The sequence below is a fragment of the Cupriavidus sp. Agwp_2 genome, from assembly GCF_040784895.1.
Taxonomy (GTDB): Bacteria; Pseudomonadota; Gammaproteobacteria; order Burkholderiales; family Burkholderiaceae; genus Cupriavidus.
In genome coordinates this window covers 3255460-3277166 of record NZ_CP088083.1, presented here as the reverse complement: position 1 = coordinate 3277166, position 21707 = coordinate 3255460, and the positions used below count along the sequence as shown (strand labels likewise).

Sequence of the window (21707 nt, the reverse complement as noted above, 5' to 3'; positions counted from 1 at the left end):
AGAGGCAAGCTACAATGCGGGTAATCCCGATGGCGGTCGTAGCGGGCCGCGCCGCCAGCGCGTACCCCGCCATGGCAGGGCCTCGGGAGCCAGAAGATCAATCCGCATCCGCGACATGGACACCCTGATCAAAGAATTCGACGTGGCACTGCGCGCCATTGCCGGGGCAACCCGCTCCGCGCGCGCCAACCCGGCCGACCAACTGGTGCCGGACACCGAGCAGATGAGCGCCGACGAGCGCCGCCACGTGGCCGGACTGATGCGCATCAACCATGTCGGCGAGGTTTGCGCCCAGGCCCTGTACCAGGCGCAGAAACTGACCGCGCGCAACGCGACCGTGCGCGCGCAGATGGACGCCGCCGCGCGCGAGGAAGAAGACCATCTGGCGTGGTGCGCCGAGCGGCTGCGCGAACTGGGCTCGCGCCCGAGCCTGCTCAACCCGCTGTGGTATGCCGGAGCGTTCGCGATCGGCTGGGTCGCTGGCCGCGCCGGCGACAAGGTCAGCCTCGGCTTTGTCGCCGAGACCGAGCGCCAGGTCGAGCACCATCTCGGCGGCCACCTGGATCGATTACCTGCAACGGACGGCCGCTCGCGCGCCATCCTCCAGCAGATGCGCGACGACGAGATCCGCCATGGGGATGCCGCCCGCGATGCCGGCGGCATCCCGCTGCCCGCACCGGTGCGCGCGCTGATGCGCGGCGCCTCGCGCGTGATGACCACCGCGGCCTACCGCATCTGAAGCGCGGCGTCTGCGCGCCCGGCCTCATCGCCCCGCGCTCGCGGTTGCCTGCCGCCCCTTGATTTTCCGGCGCTGGCGGGCGATTGTTGTATCCTTCCCTCGGGCGGCGGGATAGTCTTTCCCGCCCCCGCCGGCAGTCCTCCTCCCGCAGTTCTCAGGTGGTTTCTCTGCTTTCCTCCCTAAGATCTTCATTTCATTAAGGATTCACTTGCACGGTGCGTGAGCTGTGCGCGCTAAGTCATTGTTCTGATTCAAAAAATCTCTTTTGCTGCCCTGCAACCAGCCTTGACCGCCCAAATCGCTTCCTCTAAAGTGGGAAATAGTGTGAGGAAGTGTATTTTTGTGTGAAATTGCGAACCGACCGTGGGATCATTTCGTCACAGTCGGAAACAGAGGGATTCACGCGATTGCCATCTGCCAGGGGTCATCGGCGGGGGGCAGGGACCGGGAGCGAGCGTGTTTCAGGGAGCATCGGCGCTGTCGCTGGATGCCAAGGGGCGGATGTCCATTCCGTCCAGGCACCGCGAGGCGCTGCAACAGCAGGCCGAGGGCCGGGTGACGCTGACCAAGCACCCGGATGGCTGCCTGCTGCTGTTTCCGAGGCCCGAGTGGGAAACCTTCCGCACGCGCATTGCAGCGCTGCCGATGGATGCGCACTGGTGGAAGCGCATCTTCCTGGGCAACGCCGCCGACGTGGAAATGGACGGCGCAGGCCGGGTGCTGATCGCACCGGAGCTGCGCAGTGCCGCCATGCTCGACAAAGAAGTCATGCTGCTCGGCATGGGCAGCCATTTCGAAGTATGGGATGCCGCGACATACGCCGCCAAGGAACAGCAGGCGATGGCGCAAGGCATGCCCGAAGCATTGAAAAATTTCTCTTTCTGAAGAGGTCATGAGTCCTACCGGAACGCCGGCAACCCCCGCCTTGCGCCATCGCACCGTGCTGCTGGACGAGGCCGTCGACGCCCTGGTCTGGCGCCCGGACGGCGTCTACGTGGACGGCACCTTCGGCAGGGGAGGGCACAGCCGGGCGGTACTGGCCCGGCTGGGGCCAGAAGGGGCCCTGGTCGCGTTCGACAAGGACCCAGCAGCAATCGCAGAAGCGGGCACCATCGGGGATGCCCGCTTCTCCATTGAGCACGCCAGCTTTGCGGACATGGCAGAGCGCCTTGCCGGGCGCGGCCACGTGGCTGGCGTGCTGCTCGACCTGGGGATCAGCTCGCCCCAGATCGATGAGGCGGCGAGGGGGTTTTCCTTTCGTTTCGAGGGCCCGCTGGACATGCGCATGGACACCACGCGCGGCATCACCGCCGCGCAGTGGCTGGCGCAGGCGGATGAGCAGGACATTGCCAGGGTGATACGAGACTATGGGGAAGAACGGTTTGCTGTACAGATTGCAAAGGCGATTGTTGCTCGCCGGCGCGAACCCGGCGATGGCGGACCTATCGCCACTACTGCCGACCTTGCCGCGCTCGTGGCGAAAGCCGTCAAAACACGCGAGAAGGGCCAGGACCCTGCGACCCGCACCTTTCAGGCTCTACGGATTCACGTCAATCAAGAGCTTGAGGACCTCGAAAGAGGGCTGAAGGCGGCTTATGACCTGTTGCAGGTAGGGGGACGCCTGGTGGTGATCAGCTTCCATTCGCTGGAGGACCGCATCGTCAAGCGGTTCATGGCGGCGCACGCCCGTCCCCAGCAGGATGCCGACCCGGCCCTGCGCCGCGCGCCGCTGCGCGCGGCCGACCTGCCGCAACCCACGCTGCGCCTGCTTGGCCGTTTCAAGCCCGGCACCGAGGAAGTTGCCGCCAACCCGCGCGCGCGCTCGGCCGTGATGCGCGTGGCAGAGAAGCTGGCGCCCGCCGCCGGCAAGGGCGGGGCTGCATGAACCGCCTGACCTTCTTCCTGCTGGCCGCGCTGATCCTGTGCGCGCTGTCGCTGGTCAGCGCGCAGCACCAGGCGCGCACGCTGTTCGTGGCGCTGGAGCGGGCGCAGTCCGAGGAGCGCCAGCTCGACGTCGACTGGTCGCGCCTGCAGTACCAGCAGAGCGCGCTGGGCAAGAGCGCGCGCATTGCCGACGCGGCCCGCGCGCAACTGAAGATGGCGCCGGTCAACCCCGGCAAGACCCAGTACCTGTCCGGCATCGTGCTGCCACCGGCCACGGCGCAATCCCCGGCCGCGGCCAGTGACGCGGAGGCGCGCCGATGAGCATGGCCCGCCCCAACCCGCCCGGCCGCAACCGCAATGGCAACGGCACCCCGTCGCGCCCGCGCAGCGGCCAGTTCTCGGCCAGCCCGGTGCTGGGGCTGCGCCTGCCGATGTGGCGCTCCAAGCTGGTGGTGTTCCTGATGTTCGCGGCCTTTGCCGCGCTGGCGGTGCGCGCCGCATGGATCCAGGGTCCGGGCAACCAGTTCTACGAGGCCGAGGGCAAGAAGCGCTTCCAGCGCACGCTGGAGCTGCCGGCGACGCGCGGCAAGATCCTCGACCGCAACGGCCTGGTGCTGGCCACCAGCCTGCCGGTCAAGGCGATCTGGGCGGTGCCCGAGGACGTTCCCAACCAGGTCGAGCTGGCCAAGATCCGCCAGTTGGCCAAGCTGCTCGGGATGTCCGAGAAGGACCTCGGCAAGAAGCTGTCGGAGGACAAGGGCTTTGTCTACCTGAAGCGCCAGGTGCTGCCCGATGTCGCCGACAAGATCGCCGCGCTCAAGATCGAGGGCATCCACCAGACCCGCGAGTACAAGCGCTTCTACCCGGAAGGGGAGGCGATGGCGCATATCGTCGGCTTCACCAACGTCGAGGACCGCGGCCAGGAAGGCGTGGAACTGGCGCGCGAGACCGGCCTGGCCGGCCGCCCCGGCGCGCGCCAGGTGATCAAGGACCGCCTGGGCCGCGTGGTCGAGGACATCGGCATCCTGAAGACCCCGCGCGACGGCGAGGATATCCAGCTGTCGATCGACGCCAAGATCCAGTACCTGGCCTACAACGAACTCAAGGCCGTGGTCGACAAGCACAAGGCCAAGGCCGCCAGCGCGGTGGTGCTTGATGCCCAGACCGGCGAGGTGCTGGCGCTGGCCAACTGGCCCACCTACAACCCCAACGACCGCACCCGGCTGTCGGGCGAGCAGCTGCGCAACCGCGTGCTGACCGACACCTTCGAGCCCGGCTCGATGATGAAGCCGATCACGGTAGGGCTGGCGCTGCAGCTCAAGCGCGTGACGCCGTCTACGGTGATCACCACCACCGGCAAGTACCAGTTCGAAGGCGCCACCATCAGCGATACCCACAACTATGGTGCCCTCACCGTCAGCGGCGTGATCCAGAAGTCGTCCAACATCGGCACGACCAAGATCGCGATGATGATGAAGCCGCAGGAGATGTGGGACATGTACACCAGCATCGGCCTAGGCCAGGCGCCCAAGATCGGCTTTCCCGGAGCGGTGGCGGGGCGCGTGCGCCCGTACAAGAGCTGGCGTCCGATCGAGCAGGCCACCATGTCGTACGGCTACGGCCTGTCGGTGTCGTTGTTCCAGATGGCGCATGCATACACCATCTTCGCGCATGACGGCGAGCTGATCCCGGTCACCATGTTCCGCACCAACGGACCGGCCACCGGCGAGCGCATCCTGACGCCGCAGGTGGCGCGCGATGTGCGCGCCATGATGGAGACCGTGACCGCGCCCGGCGGCACCGCGCCCGAGGCCCAGGTGATGGGCTACCGCGTCGGTGGCAAGACCGGCACCGCCTACAAGCATGAAGGCCGCGGCTACAACCGCAGCAAGTACCGCGCCTCGTTCATCGGCCTGGCGCCGATGTCCAACCCGCGCATCATCGTCGCCGTCAGCGTCGACGAGCCCACCGCCGGCAGCCACTACGGCGGCCTGGTGGCCGGCCCGGCGTTCGCCGCCATCACCGGCGGCACGCTGCGCGCACTGAATGTCCAGCCCGATTCGCCGATCCGCCAGCTGGTGGTCAGCGACAAGGTGCCGGAAAGCGAACCGTGGAGCGCGACCCAATGACGGCCAAGCCTTTGCTCCCGCTCGAGGTAACAACCCAGGCCAGCAACGCGCTGGCCTGGCTGCGTACCAATGTGGCCGCTTCGGCGCAGCTGACCGGCGATACCCGGCGGCTGGCGCGTGGCGATGTGTTCTTCGCCTACGTACTCGGCAACGAGCGCCTGGCTACTGATGGCCGGCCCTACATCCAGCAAGCCATCGCCGCCGGTGCCGGCGCCATCGTCTATGAGGCCGACGGCTTCGACTGGCCGTTTGGCGACACCGTGCCGCACCTGGCGGTCAGCAACCTGCACCAGCTCGCCGGCCCGATCGCCGCCGGCTGGCACGGCAACCCGGTGCGCGGCCTGGCCGTGACCGGCATCACCGGCACCAACGGCAAGACCTCGTGCAGCCAGTGGCTGGCGCGTGTGCTGCAAGCCGCGGGCACGCCTTGCGCGACCGTCGGCACGCTCGGTACCGGCTTCCCCGGCGCACTGCAGGCGACCGGCTTTACCACGCCCGACGCGGTGCAGCTGCAGGCCAGCCTGGCGGGGCTGCACGATGCCGGCGCCCGTGCCGTGGCGATGGAAGTGTCCTCGCACGGCCTGGAGCAGGAGCGCGTGGCCGGCACGCATTTCTCGGTAACGGTGCTGACCAACCTGACGCAGGACCACCTCGACTACCACGGCTCGATGGCCGAGTACGAGGCGGCAAAGCAGCGCCTGTTCCAGTGGGACGGCCTGCGCACCGCGGTGGTCAACCGCGACGACGGCATGGGCCAGCGCCTGCTGGCGGCGAATGCGGCCGCGATCGCCGCGCCGCACGTGATCGAATACGGCATCGACGGCCCCGGCGCCGCCACGGTGCGCCGCCCGCGCGGCGAATGGCTGCGGGCCACCAACGTGCGCGCCACGCCCAACGGCACCGCTTTCCATATCGATGGCAGCTTCGGCAGCGCCGAGATGGCCACGCCCATGATCGGCGCCTTCAACGTCAGCAACCTGCTGGCGGTGCTGGGCGCGGCGCTCGCCAACGGCGTGGCGTGGGATGCGGCGCTGGCCGCGCTGCGCGCGCTGACGCCGGTCGAGGGCCGCATGGAACTGTTCGGTGCCAATGGTGGCGATGCCGCGCTGGCTCCGCTTGCCGTGGTCGACTACGCCCACACCCCCGACGCGCTGGAACAGACGCTGGCCGCGCTGCGCCCGGTGGCGCAGGCGCGCCATGGCCGCCTGTGGTGCGTGTTCGGCTGCGGCGGCGACCGCGACCCGATCAAGCGCCCGCTGATGGGCGCGGTGGCCGAGCGCCTGGCCGACGACGTCATCCTGACCAGCGACAACCCGCGCGGCGAGGATCCGCAGGAGATCCTGGACGCCATCGCCGACGGCATGGCCGACCGCGCGCGCGGCCGCCAGATCGAGGATCGCGCCGCTGCCATCCTTTACGCCATCCGGCACGCGGCTCCGGCCGACGTGGTGCTGGTGGCGGGCAAGGGCCACGAGGCCACCCAGGAAATCCAGGGGCGCAAGCGCCCGTTCTCCGACCGCGAGCATGTCCGCCTGGCCCTTGCCACCCGTGGAGTATCGGCATGAGCCAGACCACCATGACCACCTTGCAGGACGCCGCCGGCTGGATCGCCGGCGCGCGCGTTTCCGGCGACGGCGCCGTTGCGTTCTCGCGCGTGCAGACCGACAGCCGTACCGTCGAGCCCGGCGACCTGTTCGTCGCGCTCAGGGGTGAGCGCTTCGACGCGCATGATTTCATCGCCGACGTGGTGGCCAGGGGCGCCGCCGCCGTGCTGGTCAGCCGCGAAGCGGATGCCGGCAACTACGCCCACGTTCCGGCCATCATCGCCCCCGACACCCGCATCGCGCTGGGTGAACTGGGCGCCGGCTGGCGCCGCCGGTTCACGCTGCCCGCGGTGGCGGTGACCGGCAGCAACGGCAAGACCACGGTCAAGGAAATGATCGCGGCGATCTTCGCCGCGGCGGTGGGCGAGGGCCATCGCCTGGCCACCGGCGGCAACCTGAACAACGACATCGGCCTGCCGCTGACGGTTCTGCGCCTGCGCGCCACCCACAAGCTGGCGGTGCTGGAGCTCGGCATGAACCATCCGGGCGAGACCGTCTACCTGGCCGGCATCGCCCAGCCCACCGTGGCGGTCATCACCAACGCGCAGCGCGAGCACCAGGAATTCATGGTCAGCGTGGAAGCCGTGGCGCAAGAGCACGCGGCCGCGATCGCTGCTTTGCCGGCGGACGGCGTGGCGGTGTTCCCGCTCGACGAGGAAAGCGGCGGTGCCTATGCGCCGGTGTGGCGCGAGGCCGCCGGTGCGCGCCGTGCGCTGTCGTTCGGCACCTCGCAGCGCGCGGATGTGCACGCCACCATGGCACTGGTCGACGGCGCGCAGGTGATGCAGGTGCGTGCGCCCGGTCATGCGTTTGAAGTCAGGCTTGCACTGCTGGGCGAGCACAACGTGCGCAATGCGCTCGCGGCGATCGCCTGCGCGCTGGCCGCTGGCGTACGCGTGCCGGCGATCCAGGCGGGCCTGGCCGGCTTCCAGGCGGTCAAGGGCCGGCTGCAGGTGAAGTACACGCCGGGCGGCACGGTGGTCATCGATGACACCTACAACGCCAACCCAGATTCCATGCGCGCCGCCATCGACGTGCTGGCCGGCTTTGCCGCGCCGCGCGTGCTGGTGCTGGGCGACATGGGCGAGGTCGGCGACCAGGGGCCGGCTTTCCACGAAGAGATCGGCGCCTACGCGCAGGCACGCGGCATCGACACGCTGTGGGCCACCGGCGAACTGGCCGTGCACGCGGTGCGGGCGTTCGGCGCCAACGGACGCCATTTCGGCAGCGCGGAAGACCTGGCAAAGGCCTTGGAGGAAGACAGCGGGGGCATGGTGGCGCAAGCCGGCGCCGTGCTGGTGAAGGGATCGCGCTTCATGCGCATGGAACGGATGGTCGCCGCGCTGGTCGCAGACACTTCCGCACATTAACGAAGACAACACGATGTTATTGGCTCTGGCCCAGTGGCTGCAAAACGACTACAGCTTCCTCCGGGTCGTCAACTACCTGACTTTCCGCGCGGTGATGGCCAACCTCACCGCGCTGCTGATCGGCCTCGCGTTCGGCCCGTGGGTGATCCGCAAGCTGACCGAACTCAAGGTCGGCCAGGCGGTGCGCACCATCGGTCCGCAGACGCACCTGGTCAAGTCCGGCACGCCGACCATGGGTGGCGTGCTGGTGCTCGTATCGATCGCCGTCTCGACGCTGCTGTGGTGCGACTGGGGCAACCGCTTTATCTGGGTGGTGATGCTGGTCACCTTCGGCTACGGCGCCATCGGCTGGGTCGACGACTACCGCAAGGTGGTCTATCGCGACCCGCGCGGCATGTCGAGCCGCGAAAAGTTTTTCTGGCAGACGCTGATCGGCCTGGTGGCCGCCGTCTACCTGGCGTTCTCGGTGTCGGAAAGCAGCAACGTGCGGGTGTGGGAGCTGTTCCTGAACTGGGTCGAGGGCGGGCTGTCGCTGGACATGCCGTACAAGTCCAACCTGATCGTGCCTTTCTTCAAGGAGATCAGCTACCCGCTGGGCGTGGCCGGTTTCATCGTGCTGACCTACCTGGTGATCGTGGGCTCGAGCAACGCCGTGAACCTGACCGACGGGCTGGACGGGCTGGTGATCATGCCGGTGGTGCTGGTCGGCGGCGGCCTGGGCGTGTTTGCCTACGTGATGGGCAGCTCGGTCTACAGCAAGTACCTGCTGTTCCCGCACATCCCGGGCGCGGGCGAACTGCTGATCTTCTGCTCGGCGCTGGCCGGCGCGGGGCTGGCCTTCCTCTGGTTCAACGCGCACCCGGCGCAGGTGTTCATGGGCGACGTGGGCGCGCTGGCACTGGGCGGCGCGCTGGGCACGGTGGCGGTGATCGTGCGCCAGGAGATCGTGCTGTTCGTGATGGGCGGCATCTTCGTGGTGGAAACGCTGTCGGTGATGGCGCAGGTGACGTGGTTCAAGATCACCAAGCGCCGTTACGGCGAGGGCAGGCGGCTGTTCCGGATGGCGCCGCTGCACCACCATTTCGAGCTGAGCGGCTGGAAGGAAACGCAGGTCACGGTGCGCTTCTGGATCATCACCATGCTGCTGGTGCTGATCGGGTTGTCGACGCTGAAGTTGCGCTAATGGTTGCGCCGATGGCGATGGCCGCGGCGCTCTCTATATAGATACAGGAATTCAAAGGCAGGAATCGAAGTGTTTGGCGAGCTGCAAAAACCTCATGTGCTGGTACTGGGCCTCGGCGAGTCGGGGCTGGCCATGGCGCGCTGGTGTGGCCTGAACGGCTGCGCGGTGCGCGTGGCCGACACACGCGAGGCGCCCGCCAACCTTGTCTTCCTGCAGGCCGAGCTGACTTCGGCCGAGTTCGTGGGCGGCCCGTTCACCGAAGGGCTGCTCGACGATATCGGACTGGTGGCGATCAGCCCGGGCCTGTCGCCGCTGGAGGCCGGAAACGGCGCATTGCTGGCCGCCGCGCAGGCGCGCGGCATCCCGGTGTGGGGCGAGATCGAGCTGTTTGCGCGCGCGCTGAAGCACCTGGAAGCCGGGTCGGGCTACGCCCCGAAGCTCCTGGCGATCACCGGCACCAATGGCAAGACCACCACGACCGCGCTGACCGGCCGGCTGATCGAACGCGCGGGCAAGACCGTGGCGGTGGCGGGAAATATCAGCCCGTCGGCGCTGGACAAGCTGTCGGCGTGCATCGCCTCGGCCACGCTGCCGGACGTCTGGGTGCTGGAGCTGTCGAGCTTCCAGCTGGAAACCACGCATACCCTGGCGCCGCATGCGGCCACCGTACTCAACGTGACCCAGGACCACCTGGACTGGCACGGTTCGATGGAAGCCTACGCCGCGTCCAAGGCGCGCATCTTCGGGCCGGCCGACAGCCAGTGCGTGCAGGTGCTGAACCGCAATGACCGCCTGACGCTGGACATGGCGCGCCCGGGCCGCAAGCCGGTGACCTTCGGCGTCGACCTGCCGGAAGTGCCGGGCAGCTTCGGCATCCTGCGCGAGGGCGGCATGCCCTGGCTGGTGCTGGCAGAGCCCGATTCGGAAGCGGAAGGGGAGGGCAAGCCGCGCCGCCGCAAGGCCGTCGAAGCGACCGACGAAGCCGTGCCCGTGCGCCACAAGCGCCTGATGCCGGCCGACGCGCTGCATATCCGCGGCATGCACAACGCCACCAACGCCATGGCGGCGCTGGCGCTGTGCCGTGCCATCGAGCTGCCGCTGAACGCATTGCTGCACGGCCTGCGCGAGTACCGCGGCGAGCCGCACCGGGTGGAGTGGGTCGCCACCATCGACGACGTCGAGTACTTCGACGACAGCAAGGGCACCAACGTCGGCGCGACCGTGGCCGCGCTGTCGGGGCTGGACAAGCGCGTGGTGCTGATCGCCGGCGGTGAAGGCAAGGGCCAGGATTTCTCGCCGCTGGCCGCGCCGGTGGCGCAGTACGCGCGCGCGGTCGTGCTGATCGGCCGCGCCGCCGCCGAGCTGCGCGATGCGCTGCAGGGCAGCGGCGCCAGCCTGGTCGATGCCGCCACGCTGGAAGAGGCGGTAACGAAGGCCGCTGAACTGGCTGAATCCGGCGACGTGGTGCTGCTCTCGCCCGCGTGCGCCAGCCTGGATATGTTCCGCAACTACGTGCACCGCGCCGAAGTATTCCGCGCCGCGGTGGAAGAACTGGCCCTGTCCCGGGGGATCCTGCCATGAGCGACGCACAGGTCAAGCGCAGCGGTTTTATCGGCGCCACCATCGGCAATGCCTGGGGTGGCCTGCGTGACGCGGTATCGGGCGTCAAGCCCACGCGCTCGCGCATGATGGAGTACGACCAGCCCCTGCTGTGGGTGTCGATCGTACTGCTCGCGCTCGGCCTGGTGATGGTCTTTTCGGCCTCGATCGCGCTGCCGGACTCGCCGCGCTACGCCAATTACCGCGAAAGCCACTTCCTCATGCGGCATGCGTTTGCGCTGTTTATCGGCTTGTCGGTCGGGCTGGCGGCGTTCCAGATTCCAGTCAAGGTGTGGGACCGCTATGCGCCCAAGCTTTTTATCGTCGCGCTGATCCTGCTGGTGATCGTGCTGGTGCCTTTTGTCGGCAAGGGCGTGAATGGCGCGCGCCGATGGATCCCGCTGGGCGTGATGAATTTCCAGCCGTCCGAGCTGATGAAGCTGGCGGTGGTGCTGTACGCGGCCAACTATACGGTGCGCAAGCAGGAGTGGATGCAGACCGTGGCCAAGGGCTTCCTGCCGATGGGCGTGGCGGTGGTGGTGGTGGGCATGCTGCTGCTGCTGGAGCCCGACATGGGCGCTTTCCTGGTGATCGCGGCGGTGGCGATGGGCATCCTGTTCCTGGGCGGCATCAACGGCAAGCTGTTTGCCGGGCTGGTCGGCGTGGCGGTGGGCGCGTTCGCGCTGCTGATCACGGCGTCGCCGTGGCGGCGAGAGCGGATCTTCGCCTACCTGAACCCCTGGGAAGAGAGCAATGCGCTGGGCAAGGCTTACCAGCTGACGCACTCGCTGATTGCCTTCGGCCGCGGCGAGTGGACCGGGGTGGGGCTGGGCGGCAGCATCGAGAAGCTGCACTACCTGCCCGAAGCGCATACCGACTTCATCCTCGCCGTGATCGGCGAGGAATTCGGCTTTATCGGTGTGCTGGTAGTGATCGTGCTGTTCTACTGGCTGGTGCGCCGTGCCTTCAATATCGGCCGCACCGCGCTGCAACTCGACCGCACCTTTGCCGGGCTGGTGGCCAAGGGCATCGGCGTGTGGGTCGGCTGGCAGACCTTTATCAACATGGGCGTGAACCTGGGCCTGTTGCCGACCAAGGGGCTGACGCTGCCGCTGGTGAGCTATGGCGGCTCGGGGATTTTGATGAACTGCGTGGCGTTGGCGATCCTGCTGCGCATTGATTATGAAAACCGTGTATTGATGCGCGGAGGGAAGGTATGACCGGAGCGCAGCAATACACGGTTTCGGCGAAGGCTAACTTCCTGCGTCAGCAGGAAGTTAAGCGCAGCGGCCGAAGCCAAAATCGCGTGCTGATGCGTGGAGGGAAGGTATGACCATCGCGCAGCGATTCACAAACAATATGCCGCAAGTGGGTGAAGCCACGCGCGGCGAGCGCGGCCACAATCGCGTGCTGGCGCGCGGAGGCAAGGCATGACCGCACCGCGCACCCTGCTCGTGATGGCCGGCGGCACCGGGGGACACGTGTTCCCGGGGCTGGCGGTCGCGCATGCGTTGCGCGAGCAGGGCTGGAACATCGTCTGGCTGGGCAACCGCAGCGGAATGGAAGCCACGCTGGTGCCCAAGCACGACATCCCGATGGAATTCATCCAGTTCGGCGGGCTGCGTGGCAAGGGGCTCGTGACCAAGTTCCTGCTGCCGCTGAACCTGCTGCGCGCATTCTGGCAGAGCATCGTCGCGCTGCGCCGGGTGCGGCCGAACGTGGTGCTGGGCATGGGCGGGTATATCACCTTCCCGGCCGGCATGATGGCCTCGCTGCTGGGACGGCCGCTGGTGCTGCACGAGCAGAACTCGATCGCCGGGCTGGCCAACAAGGTGCTGGCCAAGGTGGCCGACCGCGTGCTGTGCGCGTTCCCGGACACGCTGCCCGGCGGTGAATGGACCGGCAACCCGGTGCGCGAGGAACTGGCCCACCTGGATGCGCCCGAGTCGCGCTACGACCAGCGCACCGGCCCGCTTCGCATCCTGGTGGTGGGCGGCAGCCTGGGCGCAGCCGCGCTGAACGAGGTGGTGCCGAAGGCCATCGCGCTGCTGCCGGAAGGTGAACGCCCGGTGGTCACGCACCAGGCCGGCGCCAAACAGATCGATACCCTGCGCGCCAACTACACGGCCGCGCAGGTGCCGGCGCAGACGCTGCCGTTCATCGATGACATGGCGCGCGCCTATGCCGATGCGGATCTCGTGATCTGCCGCGCCGGCGCGATGACGGTCTCGGAAGTAGCCGCGGCGGGCGTGGCGGCGCTGTTCGTGCCGTTCCCGCACGCGGTGGACGACCACCAGACCACCAACGCAAAGTTTTTGTCCAGCCAGGGTGCGGCCCTGCTGGTGCAGCAACAAGACCTGACGGCCGAGGGCCTGGCGCAAACCATCGCCAGCCTGACCCGGCCGCAGCTGAAAGACATGGCGCGCCTGGCGCGCGGACTGGCCAAGCCTGAGGCAACCCGGCGCGTCGCCGAGGTGTGCAGCCAGCTGGCCAGGGACTGAAGTGAGCGAAGCAGCAATCTAATGAAGCATATCGTCAAAAACATCCACTTCGTGGGCATCGGCGGGGCCGGCATGAGCGGCATCGCCGAGGTCCTGCTGAACCTGGGCTACAAGGTCTCGGGTTCCGACGTGGGCAGCAATGCCGCCACGCGGCGCCTGGCCTCGCTGGGCGCCACGGTCATGCACGGGCATGATGCGGCCAACGTGACCGGCGCCAACGCCGTGGTGGTGTCGACCGCAGTCAGCGGCGACAACCCCGAGGTGCTGGCCGCCCGCAGCAAGCGCATCCCGGTGGTGCCGCGCGCGGTGATGCTGGCCGAGCTGATGCGCCTGAAGCAGGGCGTGGCCATCGCCGGCACGCATGGCAAGACCACCACCACCAGCCTGGTGGCATCGGTGCTGGCCGAAGGCGGGCTGGATCCCACCTTCGTCATCGGCGGCCGGCTCAACTCCGCCGGCGCCAACGCGCGCCTGGGCACCGGCGACTTTATCGTGGCCGAGGCGGATGAGTCCGACGCGTCGTTCCTGAACCTGTTCCCGGTCATCGAGGTCATCACCAATATCGATGCCGACCACATGGACACCTACGGGCACGACTTTGCCCGGCTCAAGCAGGCGTTCATCGAATTCACGCAGCGCCTGCCGTTCTACGGCATCGCCGTGCTGTGCGTGGACGACCCCAATGTGCGCGAGATCCTGCCGCTGGTGTCCAAGCCGGTGGTGCGCTACGGGTTTGCCGAAGACGCGCAGATCCGCGCGGTGGATGCGCGCGCCGTCGACGGCCAGATGCACTTCACCGTGCTGCGCCAGCTCAACGGCCATACCGAGCCGCCGCTGGAAATCGTGCTGAACCTGCCCGGCATGCACAACGTGCAGAACGCGCTGGCCGCGATCGCCATCGCCACCGAGCTGGAAGTGCCCGACGCCGCCATCGTGAAGGCGTTGCGCGAGTTCCACGGCGTGGGCCGCCGCTTCCAGCGCTATGGCGAAGTGGCGACCACCGACGGTGCCGGCACCTTCACGCTGGTGGACGACTACGGCCACCACCCGGTGGAAATGGCCGCCACGCTGGCTGCCGCGCGCGGCGCGTTCCCCGGCCGCCGCCTGGTGCTGGCGTTCCAGCCGCACCGTTTCACCCGCACGCGGGATTGTTTTGAAGACTTCGTCAAAGTGCTGGGCACTGTCGATGCCCTGCTGCTGTCCGAGGTCTATGCCGCCGGCGAGACCCCGATCGTGGCCGCCGACGGCCGTGCGCTGACCCGCGCGTTGCGCGTGGCCGGCAAGGTAGAACCTGTTTTCGTGGAGCAGATGGAAGAGATGCCGCAGGCCATCCTGAATGCTGTCCGGCCCGGCGATGTGGTCGTGACAATGGGCGCCGGTTCGATCGGCGGCGTGCCGGGGCAACTGGTGTCGCACCAGCAGACGCAACAGGCGGGAGGCCAGCAATGAGCTTCGTCGCCCATCCCAATATCGATCCCAGGTCGCTGGGCAAGGTCGGCGTGCTGTTCGGCGGCCGCTCGGCCGAGCGCGAGGTCTCGCTGATGTCCGGCAACGGCGTGCTGGCCGCGCTGAAGTCGCGCGGCGTCGACGCGCACGGCTTCGACCCCGGCCTGCAAGGCGTGGCCGAGCTGGCCGCGGCCAAATTCGACCGCGTCTTTATCGCGCTGCACGGCCGCTACGGCGAAGACGGCACCATCCAGGGCCTGCTGGAACAACTGGGCGTGCCCTACACCGGCAGCGGCGTGCTGGCCTCGGCGCTGGCGATGGACAAGCAGGCCACCAAGCGCCTGTGGACCACGCATGACCTGCCCACGCCGCGCTTCGCCATGCTGCATGCCGATACGGATTTCGACGCCGTGGTTGCCGAGCTGGGCCTGCCGCTGATCGTCAAGCCGGCGCGCGAAGGCTCGTCGATCGGCCTGACCAAGGTGACGGCGGCCGACCAGATGCGGGAGGCGTTCGAGAAGGCCGAGGCGCTGGACAACGACGTCATTGCCGAGACTTTCGTCGACGGCGCCGAGCTGACCTGCCCGATCGTGGGCGAGGGCGACACCGCCGAAGCGCTGCCGGTGATCCGCATCGTCGCGCCCGAAGCCAACTACGACTATCAAAATAAGTACTTTACTGACGATACCCAATACTTGTGTCCGTCAGGGCTGGACCCCGAAGTCGAGAAAGAAGTCCAGGCGCTGGCGGTGCAGTCTTACCGCGTACTGGGCTGCCGTGGGTGGGCGCGTGCCGACGTGATGCTGCGCGCCGACGGCAAGCCTTTCCTGCTCGAGATGAATACCTCGCCCGGCATGACCGGCCATTCGCTGGTGCCGATGGCGGCGCGCGCGGTCGGCATCAGCTACGAGGATTTCGTGCTGCAGGTGGTGGCCGCCGCGACGCTGGACCTGCACCCGAACGAGCACTGGAAGCCTGAATAACGAATTAACGCTGCAATCAAGCACAGCAACTGACCGGAACCCGCCTGAACCATGTGGCATAACGCACGCCTGCTCAACCTGATCGCCACCACGCTGTACGCCGTGGTGGCGCTGATGGCGCTCGCGGCCGGCCTGCTATGGCTGGCGCAGCGGCCGGTGTTTGCCATCACCCATGTCGAGATCGCGCCGATGGACGGCGGCGCGCTGCGCCACGTGAACGCCCCCAGCGTGCGCTCCAGCGCGTTGGGCAAGCTGTCGGGCAACTTCTTCACGCTGGACCTGAACGCGGCACGGCAGGCGTTCGAGTCGGTGCCGTGGGTGCGGCGCGCCAGCGTCCGGCGCGAGTGGCCTAACGGCCTGGCCGTGGAGGTCGAAGAACACGAAGCGCTCGGGACCTGGGGTTCGGCGGAGAGCGGGCGCCTGCTCAATACCTACGGCGAGATCTTCGTGGCCAACACCGCCGAGGCGGAAGAAGACGCACAGCTGCTGGCGCTGGACGGGCCGCCGGACAGCGAGGGCGACGTGATCGAGAAGCTCGAAGTCATGCGCCAGTGGTTCAAGCCGCTGCAGACCGAGCCGCTGGCAGTGACGCTGTCGGGCCGCTATGCCTGGCGAGCCAAGCTGTCCAACGGCATGGTGGTCGAGCTTGGCCGCGAGCAGAACGATGAGGACCGCGCTGCGATGGACCAGCGGGTCAGGCGTTTCGTCGCTGCGTGGCCGCAGGTCACCGAGCAGTGGGGCAAGCAGATCGACTACGCCGACCTGCGTTATCCCAACGGTTTTGCCATCCGCGCCGCCAACGCCCGCTTCCTGACCGAGGCGCAAATCGCCGCGGCGGTGCGGGCCGAGAAGGCGGAGCGGGCAGCGAAGGCGGCCCGGGCTACGCAGGCAGGCGCAGCGGTTTCCGGTACTTCCAACAACAATCCGACGCGACTGAAGAGCAAGAACGCGGAGAAAACCCGATGAGCAAGGAATACAAGGACCTGTTGGTCGGTCTCGATATCGGCACCTCGAAGGTGGCGGCGGTGGTTGCAGAACTGCGCCCCGACGGCAGCTACGAGGTGATCGGGATGGGCCAGTCGGAGTCCAAGGGTCTGAAGAAAGGGGTCGTGGTCAATATCGAGGCCACCGTGCAGTCGATCCAGAAAGCACTGGAAGAGGCTGAGCTGATGGCCGACTGCAAGATCTCGGAGGTCTTTACCGGCATTGCCGGCAGCCATATCCGCAGCTTCAACTCCAGCGGCATGGTGGCGATCAAGGACAAGGAGGTCACGCAGACCGACGTGGCGCGCGTGATCGAGACCGCCAAGGCGGTCAATATCCCGACCGACCAGCAGATCCTGCACATCCTGACGCAGGAATTCATCATCGACGGCCAGGAAGACGTGCGCGAGCCCATCGGCATGAGCGGCATCCGCCTGGAAGTGAAGGTGCATATCGTCACCGGCGCCGTCAGCGCCGCGCAAAACATCGTCAAGTGCGTGCGCCGCTGCGGCCTGGAAGTGCACGACCTGATCCTGCAGCCGCTGGCGTCAAGCCTGGCGGTGCTGACCGAGGACGAGAAAGAACTGGGCGTGGTGCTGGTCGACATCGGTGGCGGCACCACCGACATCGCCATCTTCAGCGAAGGCGCGATCCGCCATACGGCCGTGATTCCCATCGCCGGCGACCAGATCACCAACGACATCGCCATGGCGCTGCGTACGCCGACGCCCGATGCCGAGGACATCAAGATGCAGTACGGCATCGCCAAGCAGGCCATCGCCGACCCGGAAGACATGATCGAGGTGCCAGGCGTAGGCGACCGCGGCACCCGCACGCTCAGCCGCCAGGCGCTGGCCGCGGTGATCGAGCCGCGCATCGAAGAGCTGTACTCGCTGGTGCACCAGGTGGTGCGCGAGTCGGGCTATGAAGAACTGTTGTCGTCCGGCGTGGTCATCACGGGCGGTACCGCGATGATGCCGGGCATGGTCGAGCTGGGCGAGGACATCTTCCTCAAGCCCGTGCGCGTAGGCGTGCCGGAGTATCGCGGCAACCTGCACGAGGTGGTGAAGAGCCCGCGCTACGCAACGGTGATGGGCCTGCTGCTGGAAGGCCGCGTGCAACGGATGCGCGGGCGCAAGGTGGCGGTGCAGAGCGGGTCGGTCAAGCAAGTGTGGACCCGCATGAAGGAATGGTTCGTCGGCAATTTCTGATGAATGCGGAAATTGTCGGCTGAAGTTGCAACGACGCGCTGGTGGCTTTGTCTACCGGACATGCGCTGGCGCGTTGAGTGAAGTTTCCTGGTTCTTTTCTTAACGGTTTTTTGTTCAGGAACCATGGGTTGCGGCGGGGAGGCTGCAGCGTATGGGGACTGATTCTTCTCGGAGGCAGTGATGGACTTTGACATGATCGAAACGGAAGTGCAGGACGGCACCGTCATCAAAGTGGTTGGCGTGGGCGGCGCGGGCGGTAACGCCGTGCAGCACATGATCAGCCGCGGCGTGCAAGGCGTCGAATTCATCTGCATGAACACCGACGCCCAGGCGCTCAAGCGTTCCAGCGCTTCGCGCGTGCTGCAACTCGGCAATACGGGCCTGGGCGCTGGCGCCAAGCCGGAAGTCGGCCGCAACTGCGCCGAGCAGGCCCGTGATCAGATCGCCGACTCGCTTCGCGGCGCGCACATGGTCTTCATCACTGCCGGCATGGGCGGCGGTACCGGTACCGGTGCCGCGCCGATCGTGGCGCAGGTGGCCAAGGAGATGGGCATCCTGACCGTGGGCGTGGTCAGCAAGCCGTTCGAGTTCGAAGGCGCGCGCCGCGCCAAGGTGGCCGAACATGGCTCCAGCGAGCTGGAATCGAGTGTCGACTCGCTGATCGTGGTGCTCAACGAAAAGCTGTTCGAAGTGATGGGCGACGACGCCGAGATGGACGCATGCTTCCAGTGCGCCGACGACGTGCTGCACAACGCGGTGGCCGGCATTGCCGAGATCATCAACGTTGACGGCCTGGTGAACGTCGACTTCGAAGACGTGAAGACGGTGATGGGCGAGCAGGGCAAGGCCATGATGGGGACGGCTACCGTGTCGGGCGTGGACCGCGCCCGCCTGGCGGCCGAGCAGGCCGTTGCCAGTCCGCTGCTGGAAGGCGTGGACCTGTCCGGCGCGCGCGGCGTGCTGGTCAACATCACTGCCAGCCGTTCGCTGAAGCTGTCGGAAACCAAGGAAGTCATGAACACCATCCGCAGCTATGCCGCGGAAGATGCGACCGTGATCTTCGGTACGGTGTACGACGATTCGATGAGCGATGCGCTGCGCGTGACCGTGGTCGCGACCGGCCTGGGCCGCTCGGCCAAGAAGCAGCAGCCGATGACGCTGCTGAAGACTGGCACGGACAACATGCCGGTGCAGATGATGGCCAACATGGCCGCCACTGCCGCGCAGCACAGCTCGCCGGACTACAGCAACCTGGACACGCCGGCGGTGTGGCGCAGCTCGCGCGAGTCGGCGTCTGCCCACGTGGCGGCGCTGCAGGAGAAGGGTGTGGACACGTACGATATTCCGGCCTTCCTGCGCAAGCAGGCAGACTGAGCGCCGGACGGCGCGGCATCGGTGCCTCCACCGGCCGCCTGACGGATCGCGTCGCCTTGTCGCGATGCACGCGCGCTCCCTATCCGCGCGTGCCTTGCATGGACTGACGTGACCCGGCAGGCAGCCGGCGGCGCCGCGCCGCCTGCCGCATCGGCGTATCGTTCGCCACAACCCGCATCCCGTCGCCGGGCAGGGCGTGCCGCTGGCCGCCTCCCCGGACTGGTTTCCCGCCTCCCCGGTCGGGATGTCTCGCCGTCCGCGCGGCGCACCCCCAAGGTGCGTCGCGCGGACGTCTTTGTAGCAAGGTGTATCGAATGCGACCGGATGTGACCCGGCTTTTGCATCGCCGGCGCCGCGCCTATGATCTTGGGATTGCCTGCTGACTGTGCGATGCAACAATCGTCAGGGCAGCCGATTCGCATCCGTCCTATCCTTCAGAAAACCCAGGAAGACCACGCCCCATGATTACCGTCGGTTCCCGCGTCCCGGACGCCACCCTGCAGGAATTCTTTGATACCGAGAGCAATGGCTGTGCGCTCGGCCCCAACGCCTTCCGCGTCGCCGACCTGGTGCGCGGGCGCAAGATCGTGGTGTTCGGGCTGCCCGGCGCGTTCACGCCGACCTGCTCGGCCAAGCATGTGCCGGGCTTCGTGACGCACGCCGCGGACCTGCGTGCCGCGGGCGTCGATGAAGTGTGGTGCGTGTCGGTCAACGACGCCTTTGTCATGGGCGCGTGGGGCCGCGAACAGCAGGTCGCCGGCACAGTGCGCATGATGGCTGACGGCAGCGCGGAATGGACGCGTGCGCTGGGTCTGGACCAGGACCTGGGGGCGCGCGGCATGGGTGTGCGCTCCAAGCGCTACGCCATGGTGATCGACGATGGTGTTGTGACCCGGCTCGATGTGGAAGCGCCCGGCGAATTCCGCGTCAGCAGCGCCGAGGCCGTGCTGGCTGCGTTGCGCGGCTGATACAGTCGCCTGGGTAAACGTGGATAATTCGCAACATCTTGGCGCGGCGTTAACAGCCGGAAACAAAACCCGGCTGCACCACTTTCCCGGCGGTGGTAAAATCGCTTAATCAGAAAAAGCACCACGATAGATTTTTATAATAGTTGAGGCTGTCATGCTCAAACAGCGCACGATCAAATCCCTGGTGAAGACGGTTGGCATCGGGCTGCACTCGGGCCGCAAGGTCACGCTGACCCTGCGTCCCGCGGCGGCCGACACCGGCATCGTCTTTACCCGCGTCGACCTGCCCGAGGCCGTCGAGATTCCCGTGGCCGCGTCGGCCATCGGCGACACGCGCCTGGCGTCGGTGCTGCAGAAGGATGGCGCGCGCGTTTCGACCGTCGAGCACCTGATGTCGGCCTGCGCCGGCCTGGGCATCGACAACCTCTATGTCGATGTCGACGCAGAGGAAATCCCGATCATGGACGGCAGCGCCGCGTCCTTCGTGTTCCTGCTGCAATCGGCCGGCATCGAAGAGCAGAACGCGCTGAAGACCTTCATCCGCGTCAAGAAGCCGGTGGAAGTGCGCGAGGGCGACAAGTTCGCGCGGCTGGAGCCGTTTTTCGGCTTCAAGCTGGCGTTCACCATCGACTTCCGTCATCCGGCGGTCGACAAGACCGGCCAGACCTTCTCGATCGATTTTGGCGATACCAGCTACGTGCGCGAGATCGCCCGGGCCCGCACCTTCGGCTTTGCCCATGAGGTGGAGGCGCTGCGCGAGATGGGCCTGGCGCGCGGCGGCAGCCTGGACAATGCCATCGTGCTGGACGAGCACCGCATGCTGAACAACGAGGAACTGCGCTACGGCGACGAATTCGTGCGCCACAAGATCCTCGATGCCATCGGCGACCTGTATGTGGTCGGGCACCCGCTGATCGGGGCCTATGTGGCGCACAAGTCGGGGCATGGACTGAACAACCAGCTGCTGCGCGCGCTGCTGGCGGATCAGGAGGCCTACGAACTGGTCACGTTCGATCGCGTCGAGGAAGCGCCCGCCGCCTTCCTGCCGCAGGCACAGCCGGCCTTTGCCTGAGCTGCGCTGCCTGCCCGCCACGCAACGAAAAGCCGACCCGAGGGTCGGCTTTCTTGTTTGTCCGGGAATTGCTGTCGGACGCTCAGCGGTGATGCGAGAGCAGTGTCTTGAGCGCGTCGCGCAGCGGCGAATCGGGCAGGTTACGGGCGAGCTGGTCCAGGCTGGCGAGTCCGGTCGGCGTCATCTGTCCGCAGGTGCGCTTGCGCTCGACCGGACCGGTGTCCCAGTCCGCATGGCGCTGCACCTCGGGCTGTACGCGCACCCTGATGGAGGTGATCTGCGAGCCGCGCTGCTGCAGCCGTCCCAGCAGCGTCGGCACTACCTGCCGCACCCGCGCCGCGGCCGCGCCATGTGCCGCCAGCAACAGCAGCACCTGGCCGTTCGCGTCGACGGCGTCGCGCTTGACCCCGGCCACGGCAATGCCGGCGCGCATGCCGGGCGGGAGCAGCGCCAGCACTTCTGCCTCCAGTACGGCCAGCTGGCGCGCGGTCTGCATCAGCCCGGAAACCGGGCCGGACTTGGCCAGCCAGTCATTGAGCGGCTTGGCGGCAGCAGTCTGCAGGGCGTGGTGGGTGAAGCGGCGCATGGCTGCATTCTAGCAAGGGGCGGCGGGGCTGCCCGGGGCGGGTGCGGATTGAAGCTGGCGCTCCTGCCCCAAAC

General features: G+C 67.3%; 19 protein-coding genes. 18 read left to right on the top strand and 1 reads right to left on the bottom strand.

Annotation, left to right across the window (positions count from 1 at the left end; genetic code table 11):
- The first annotated feature begins 115 nt into the window (after positions 1-115).
- The 18 genes from coq7 to lpxC all read left to right on the top strand — a co-directional run bounded on the left by coq7 (position 116) and on the right by lpxC (position 21047).
- The gene (gene coq7 / locus LPA45_RS15335) at positions 116-739 is read left to right on the top strand and encodes a 2-polyprenyl-3-methyl-6-methoxy-1,4-benzoquinone monooxygenase (RefSeq protein ID WP_116318241.1); all 624 of its coding nucleotides are present in this window, start codon (positions 116-118) and stop codon (positions 737-739) included.
- A gap of 456 nt (positions 740-1195) precedes the next feature.
- Positions 1196-1624, top strand: coding sequence for a division/cell wall cluster transcriptional repressor MraZ (mraZ, locus tag LPA45_RS15330; RefSeq protein WP_010814778.1), 429 nt, complete (start codon positions 1196-1198; stop codon positions 1622-1624).
- A gap of 7 nt (positions 1625-1631) precedes the next feature.
- Positions 1632-2624: a 16S rRNA (cytosine(1402)-N(4))-methyltransferase RsmH gene (gene rsmH, locus LPA45_RS15325; RefSeq protein ID WP_116318240.1), complete on the top strand. Its 993-nt coding sequence runs from the start codon at positions 1632-1634 to the stop codon at positions 2622-2624.
- Positions 2621-2944, top strand: coding sequence for a cell division protein FtsL (ftsL, locus tag LPA45_RS15320; RefSeq protein WP_116318239.1), 324 nt, complete (start codon positions 2621-2623; stop codon positions 2942-2944). Before rsmH ends, ftsL begins: the two co-directional genes overlap by 4 nt.
- On the top strand, positions 2941-4752 hold the full coding sequence (locus LPA45_RS15315) for a penicillin-binding protein 2 (RefSeq protein WP_116318238.1): 1812 nt from the start codon (positions 2941-2943) through the stop codon (positions 4750-4752). Before ftsL ends, LPA45_RS15315 begins: the two co-directional genes overlap by 4 nt.
- Entirely contained in the window at positions 4749-6317 is a 1569-nt protein-coding gene (locus LPA45_RS15310; protein WP_116318237.1) for a UDP-N-acetylmuramoyl-L-alanyl-D-glutamate--2,6-diaminopimelate ligase, read from the top strand. Before LPA45_RS15315 ends, LPA45_RS15310 begins: the two co-directional genes overlap by 4 nt.
- Positions 6314-7726: a UDP-N-acetylmuramoyl-tripeptide--D-alanyl-D-alanine ligase gene (gene murF, locus LPA45_RS15305; RefSeq protein WP_116318236.1), complete on the top strand. Its 1413-nt coding sequence runs from the start codon at positions 6314-6316 to the stop codon at positions 7724-7726. Before LPA45_RS15310 ends, murF begins: the two co-directional genes overlap by 4 nt.
- 13 nt (positions 7727-7739) lie before the next feature.
- A complete protein-coding gene (mraY, locus tag LPA45_RS15300) occupies positions 7740-8909 on the top strand; it encodes a phospho-N-acetylmuramoyl-pentapeptide-transferase (protein ID WP_116318235.1) in 1170 nt (389 codons plus the stop codon).
- 69 nt (positions 8910-8978) lie between these two features.
- Entirely contained in the window at positions 8979-10490 is a 1512-nt protein-coding gene (murD, locus tag LPA45_RS15295) for a UDP-N-acetylmuramoyl-L-alanine--D-glutamate ligase (protein ID WP_116318234.1), read from the top strand.
- Positions 10487-11728: a putative lipid II flippase FtsW gene (gene ftsW, locus LPA45_RS15290; RefSeq protein ID WP_116318233.1), complete on the top strand. Its 1242-nt coding sequence runs from the start codon at positions 10487-10489 to the stop codon at positions 11726-11728. Before murD ends, ftsW begins: the two co-directional genes overlap by 4 nt.
- Positions 11729-11938: 210 nt before the next feature.
- Entirely contained in the window at positions 11939-13009 is a 1071-nt protein-coding gene (murG, locus tag LPA45_RS15285) for an undecaprenyldiphospho-muramoylpentapeptide beta-N-acetylglucosaminyltransferase (RefSeq protein ID WP_367394630.1), read from the top strand.
- A 21-nt stretch (positions 13010-13030) separates the two neighbouring features.
- On the top strand, positions 13031-14458 hold the full coding sequence (gene murC, locus LPA45_RS15280; RefSeq protein WP_116318231.1) for a UDP-N-acetylmuramate--L-alanine ligase: 1428 nt from the start codon (positions 13031-13033) through the stop codon (positions 14456-14458).
- Positions 14455-15438, top strand: coding sequence for a D-alanine--D-alanine ligase (locus LPA45_RS15275; protein WP_116318230.1), 984 nt, complete (start codon positions 14455-14457; stop codon positions 15436-15438). Before murC ends, LPA45_RS15275 begins: the two co-directional genes overlap by 4 nt.
- A 51-nt stretch (positions 15439-15489) precedes the next feature.
- Positions 15490-16404: a cell division protein FtsQ/DivIB gene (locus LPA45_RS15270; RefSeq protein WP_116318229.1), complete on the top strand. Its 915-nt coding sequence runs from the start codon at positions 15490-15492 to the stop codon at positions 16402-16404.
- Entirely contained in the window at positions 16401-17633 is a 1233-nt protein-coding gene (gene ftsA, locus LPA45_RS15265) for a cell division protein FtsA (RefSeq protein WP_078197976.1), read from the top strand. The genes LPA45_RS15270 and ftsA overlap by 4 nt, the downstream gene beginning before the upstream one ends.
- Positions 17634-17813: 180 nt before the next feature.
- Entirely contained in the window at positions 17814-19007 is a 1194-nt protein-coding gene (gene ftsZ, locus LPA45_RS15260; protein WP_116318228.1) for a cell division protein FtsZ, read from the top strand.
- Positions 19008-19468: 461 nt separating this feature from the next.
- Positions 19469-19975 (top strand): peroxiredoxin, encoded by a 507-nt coding sequence (locus LPA45_RS15255; RefSeq protein ID WP_116318227.1) that lies wholly within the window; start codon positions 19469-19471, stop codon positions 19973-19975.
- Between the two features lie 154 nt (positions 19976-20129).
- A complete protein-coding gene (lpxC, locus tag LPA45_RS15250; RefSeq protein ID WP_116318226.1) occupies positions 20130-21047 on the top strand; it encodes a UDP-3-O-acyl-N-acetylglucosamine deacetylase in 918 nt (305 codons plus the stop codon).
- Between the two features lie 82 nt (positions 21048-21129).
- Here lpxC and LPA45_RS15245 read toward each other — a convergent pair whose 3' ends face one another.
- A complete protein-coding gene (locus LPA45_RS15245) occupies positions 21130-21633 on the bottom strand; it encodes a DciA family protein (protein ID WP_367394629.1) in 504 nt (167 codons plus the stop codon).
- Positions 21634-21707 lie beyond the last annotated feature (74 nt).

What these genes read in the sequence shown, in the direction of transcription:
- mraY (WP_116318235.1), top strand. Translation starts at nt 7,740, where the DNA reads ATGTTATTGGCTCTGGCCCAGTGGCTGCAAAACGACTACAGCTTCCTC.
- murC (WP_116318231.1), top strand. Translation starts at nt 13,031, where the DNA reads ATGAAGCATATCGTCAAAAACATCCACTTCGTGGGCATCGGCGGGGCC.
- ftsL (WP_116318239.1), top strand. Translation starts at nt 2,621, where the DNA reads ATGAACCGCCTGACCTTCTTCCTGCTGGCCGCGCTGATCCTGTGCGCG.
- LPA45_RS15310 (WP_116318237.1), top strand. Translation starts at nt 4,749, where the DNA reads ATGACGGCCAAGCCTTTGCTCCCGCTCGAGGTAACAACCCAGGCCAGC.
- lpxC (WP_116318226.1), top strand. Translation starts at nt 20,130, where the DNA reads ATGCTCAAACAGCGCACGATCAAATCCCTGGTGAAGACGGTTGGCATC.
- ftsZ (WP_116318228.1), top strand. Translation starts at nt 17,814, where the DNA reads ATGGACTTTGACATGATCGAAACGGAAGTGCAGGACGGCACCGTCATC.
- ftsA (WP_078197976.1), top strand. Translation starts at nt 16,401, where the DNA reads ATGAGCAAGGAATACAAGGACCTGTTGGTCGGTCTCGATATCGGCACC.
- rsmH (WP_116318240.1), top strand. Translation starts at nt 1,632, where the DNA reads ATGAGTCCTACCGGAACGCCGGCAACCCCCGCCTTGCGCCATCGCACC.
- murF (WP_116318236.1), top strand. Translation starts at nt 6,314, where the DNA reads ATGAGCCAGACCACCATGACCACCTTGCAGGACGCCGCCGGCTGGATC.
- LPA45_RS15255 (WP_116318227.1), top strand. Translation starts at nt 19,469, where the DNA reads ATGATTACCGTCGGTTCCCGCGTCCCGGACGCCACCCTGCAGGAATTC.
- LPA45_RS15245 (WP_367394629.1), bottom strand. Translation starts at nt 21,633, where the DNA reads ATGCGCCGCTTCACCCACCACGCCCTGCAGACTGCTGCCGCCAAGCCG.
- LPA45_RS15315 (WP_116318238.1), top strand. Translation starts at nt 2,941, where the DNA reads ATGAGCATGGCCCGCCCCAACCCGCCCGGCCGCAACCGCAATGGCAAC.
- LPA45_RS15270 (WP_116318229.1), top strand. Translation starts at nt 15,490, where the DNA reads ATGTGGCATAACGCACGCCTGCTCAACCTGATCGCCACCACGCTGTAC.
- ftsW (WP_116318233.1), top strand. Translation starts at nt 10,487, where the DNA reads ATGAGCGACGCACAGGTCAAGCGCAGCGGTTTTATCGGCGCCACCATC.
- LPA45_RS15275 (WP_116318230.1), top strand. Translation starts at nt 14,455, where the DNA reads ATGAGCTTCGTCGCCCATCCCAATATCGATCCCAGGTCGCTGGGCAAG.
- murG (WP_367394630.1), top strand. Translation starts at nt 11,939, where the DNA reads ATGACCGCACCGCGCACCCTGCTCGTGATGGCCGGCGGCACCGGGGGA.
- coq7 (WP_116318241.1), top strand. Translation starts at nt 116, where the DNA reads ATGGACACCCTGATCAAAGAATTCGACGTGGCACTGCGCGCCATTGCC.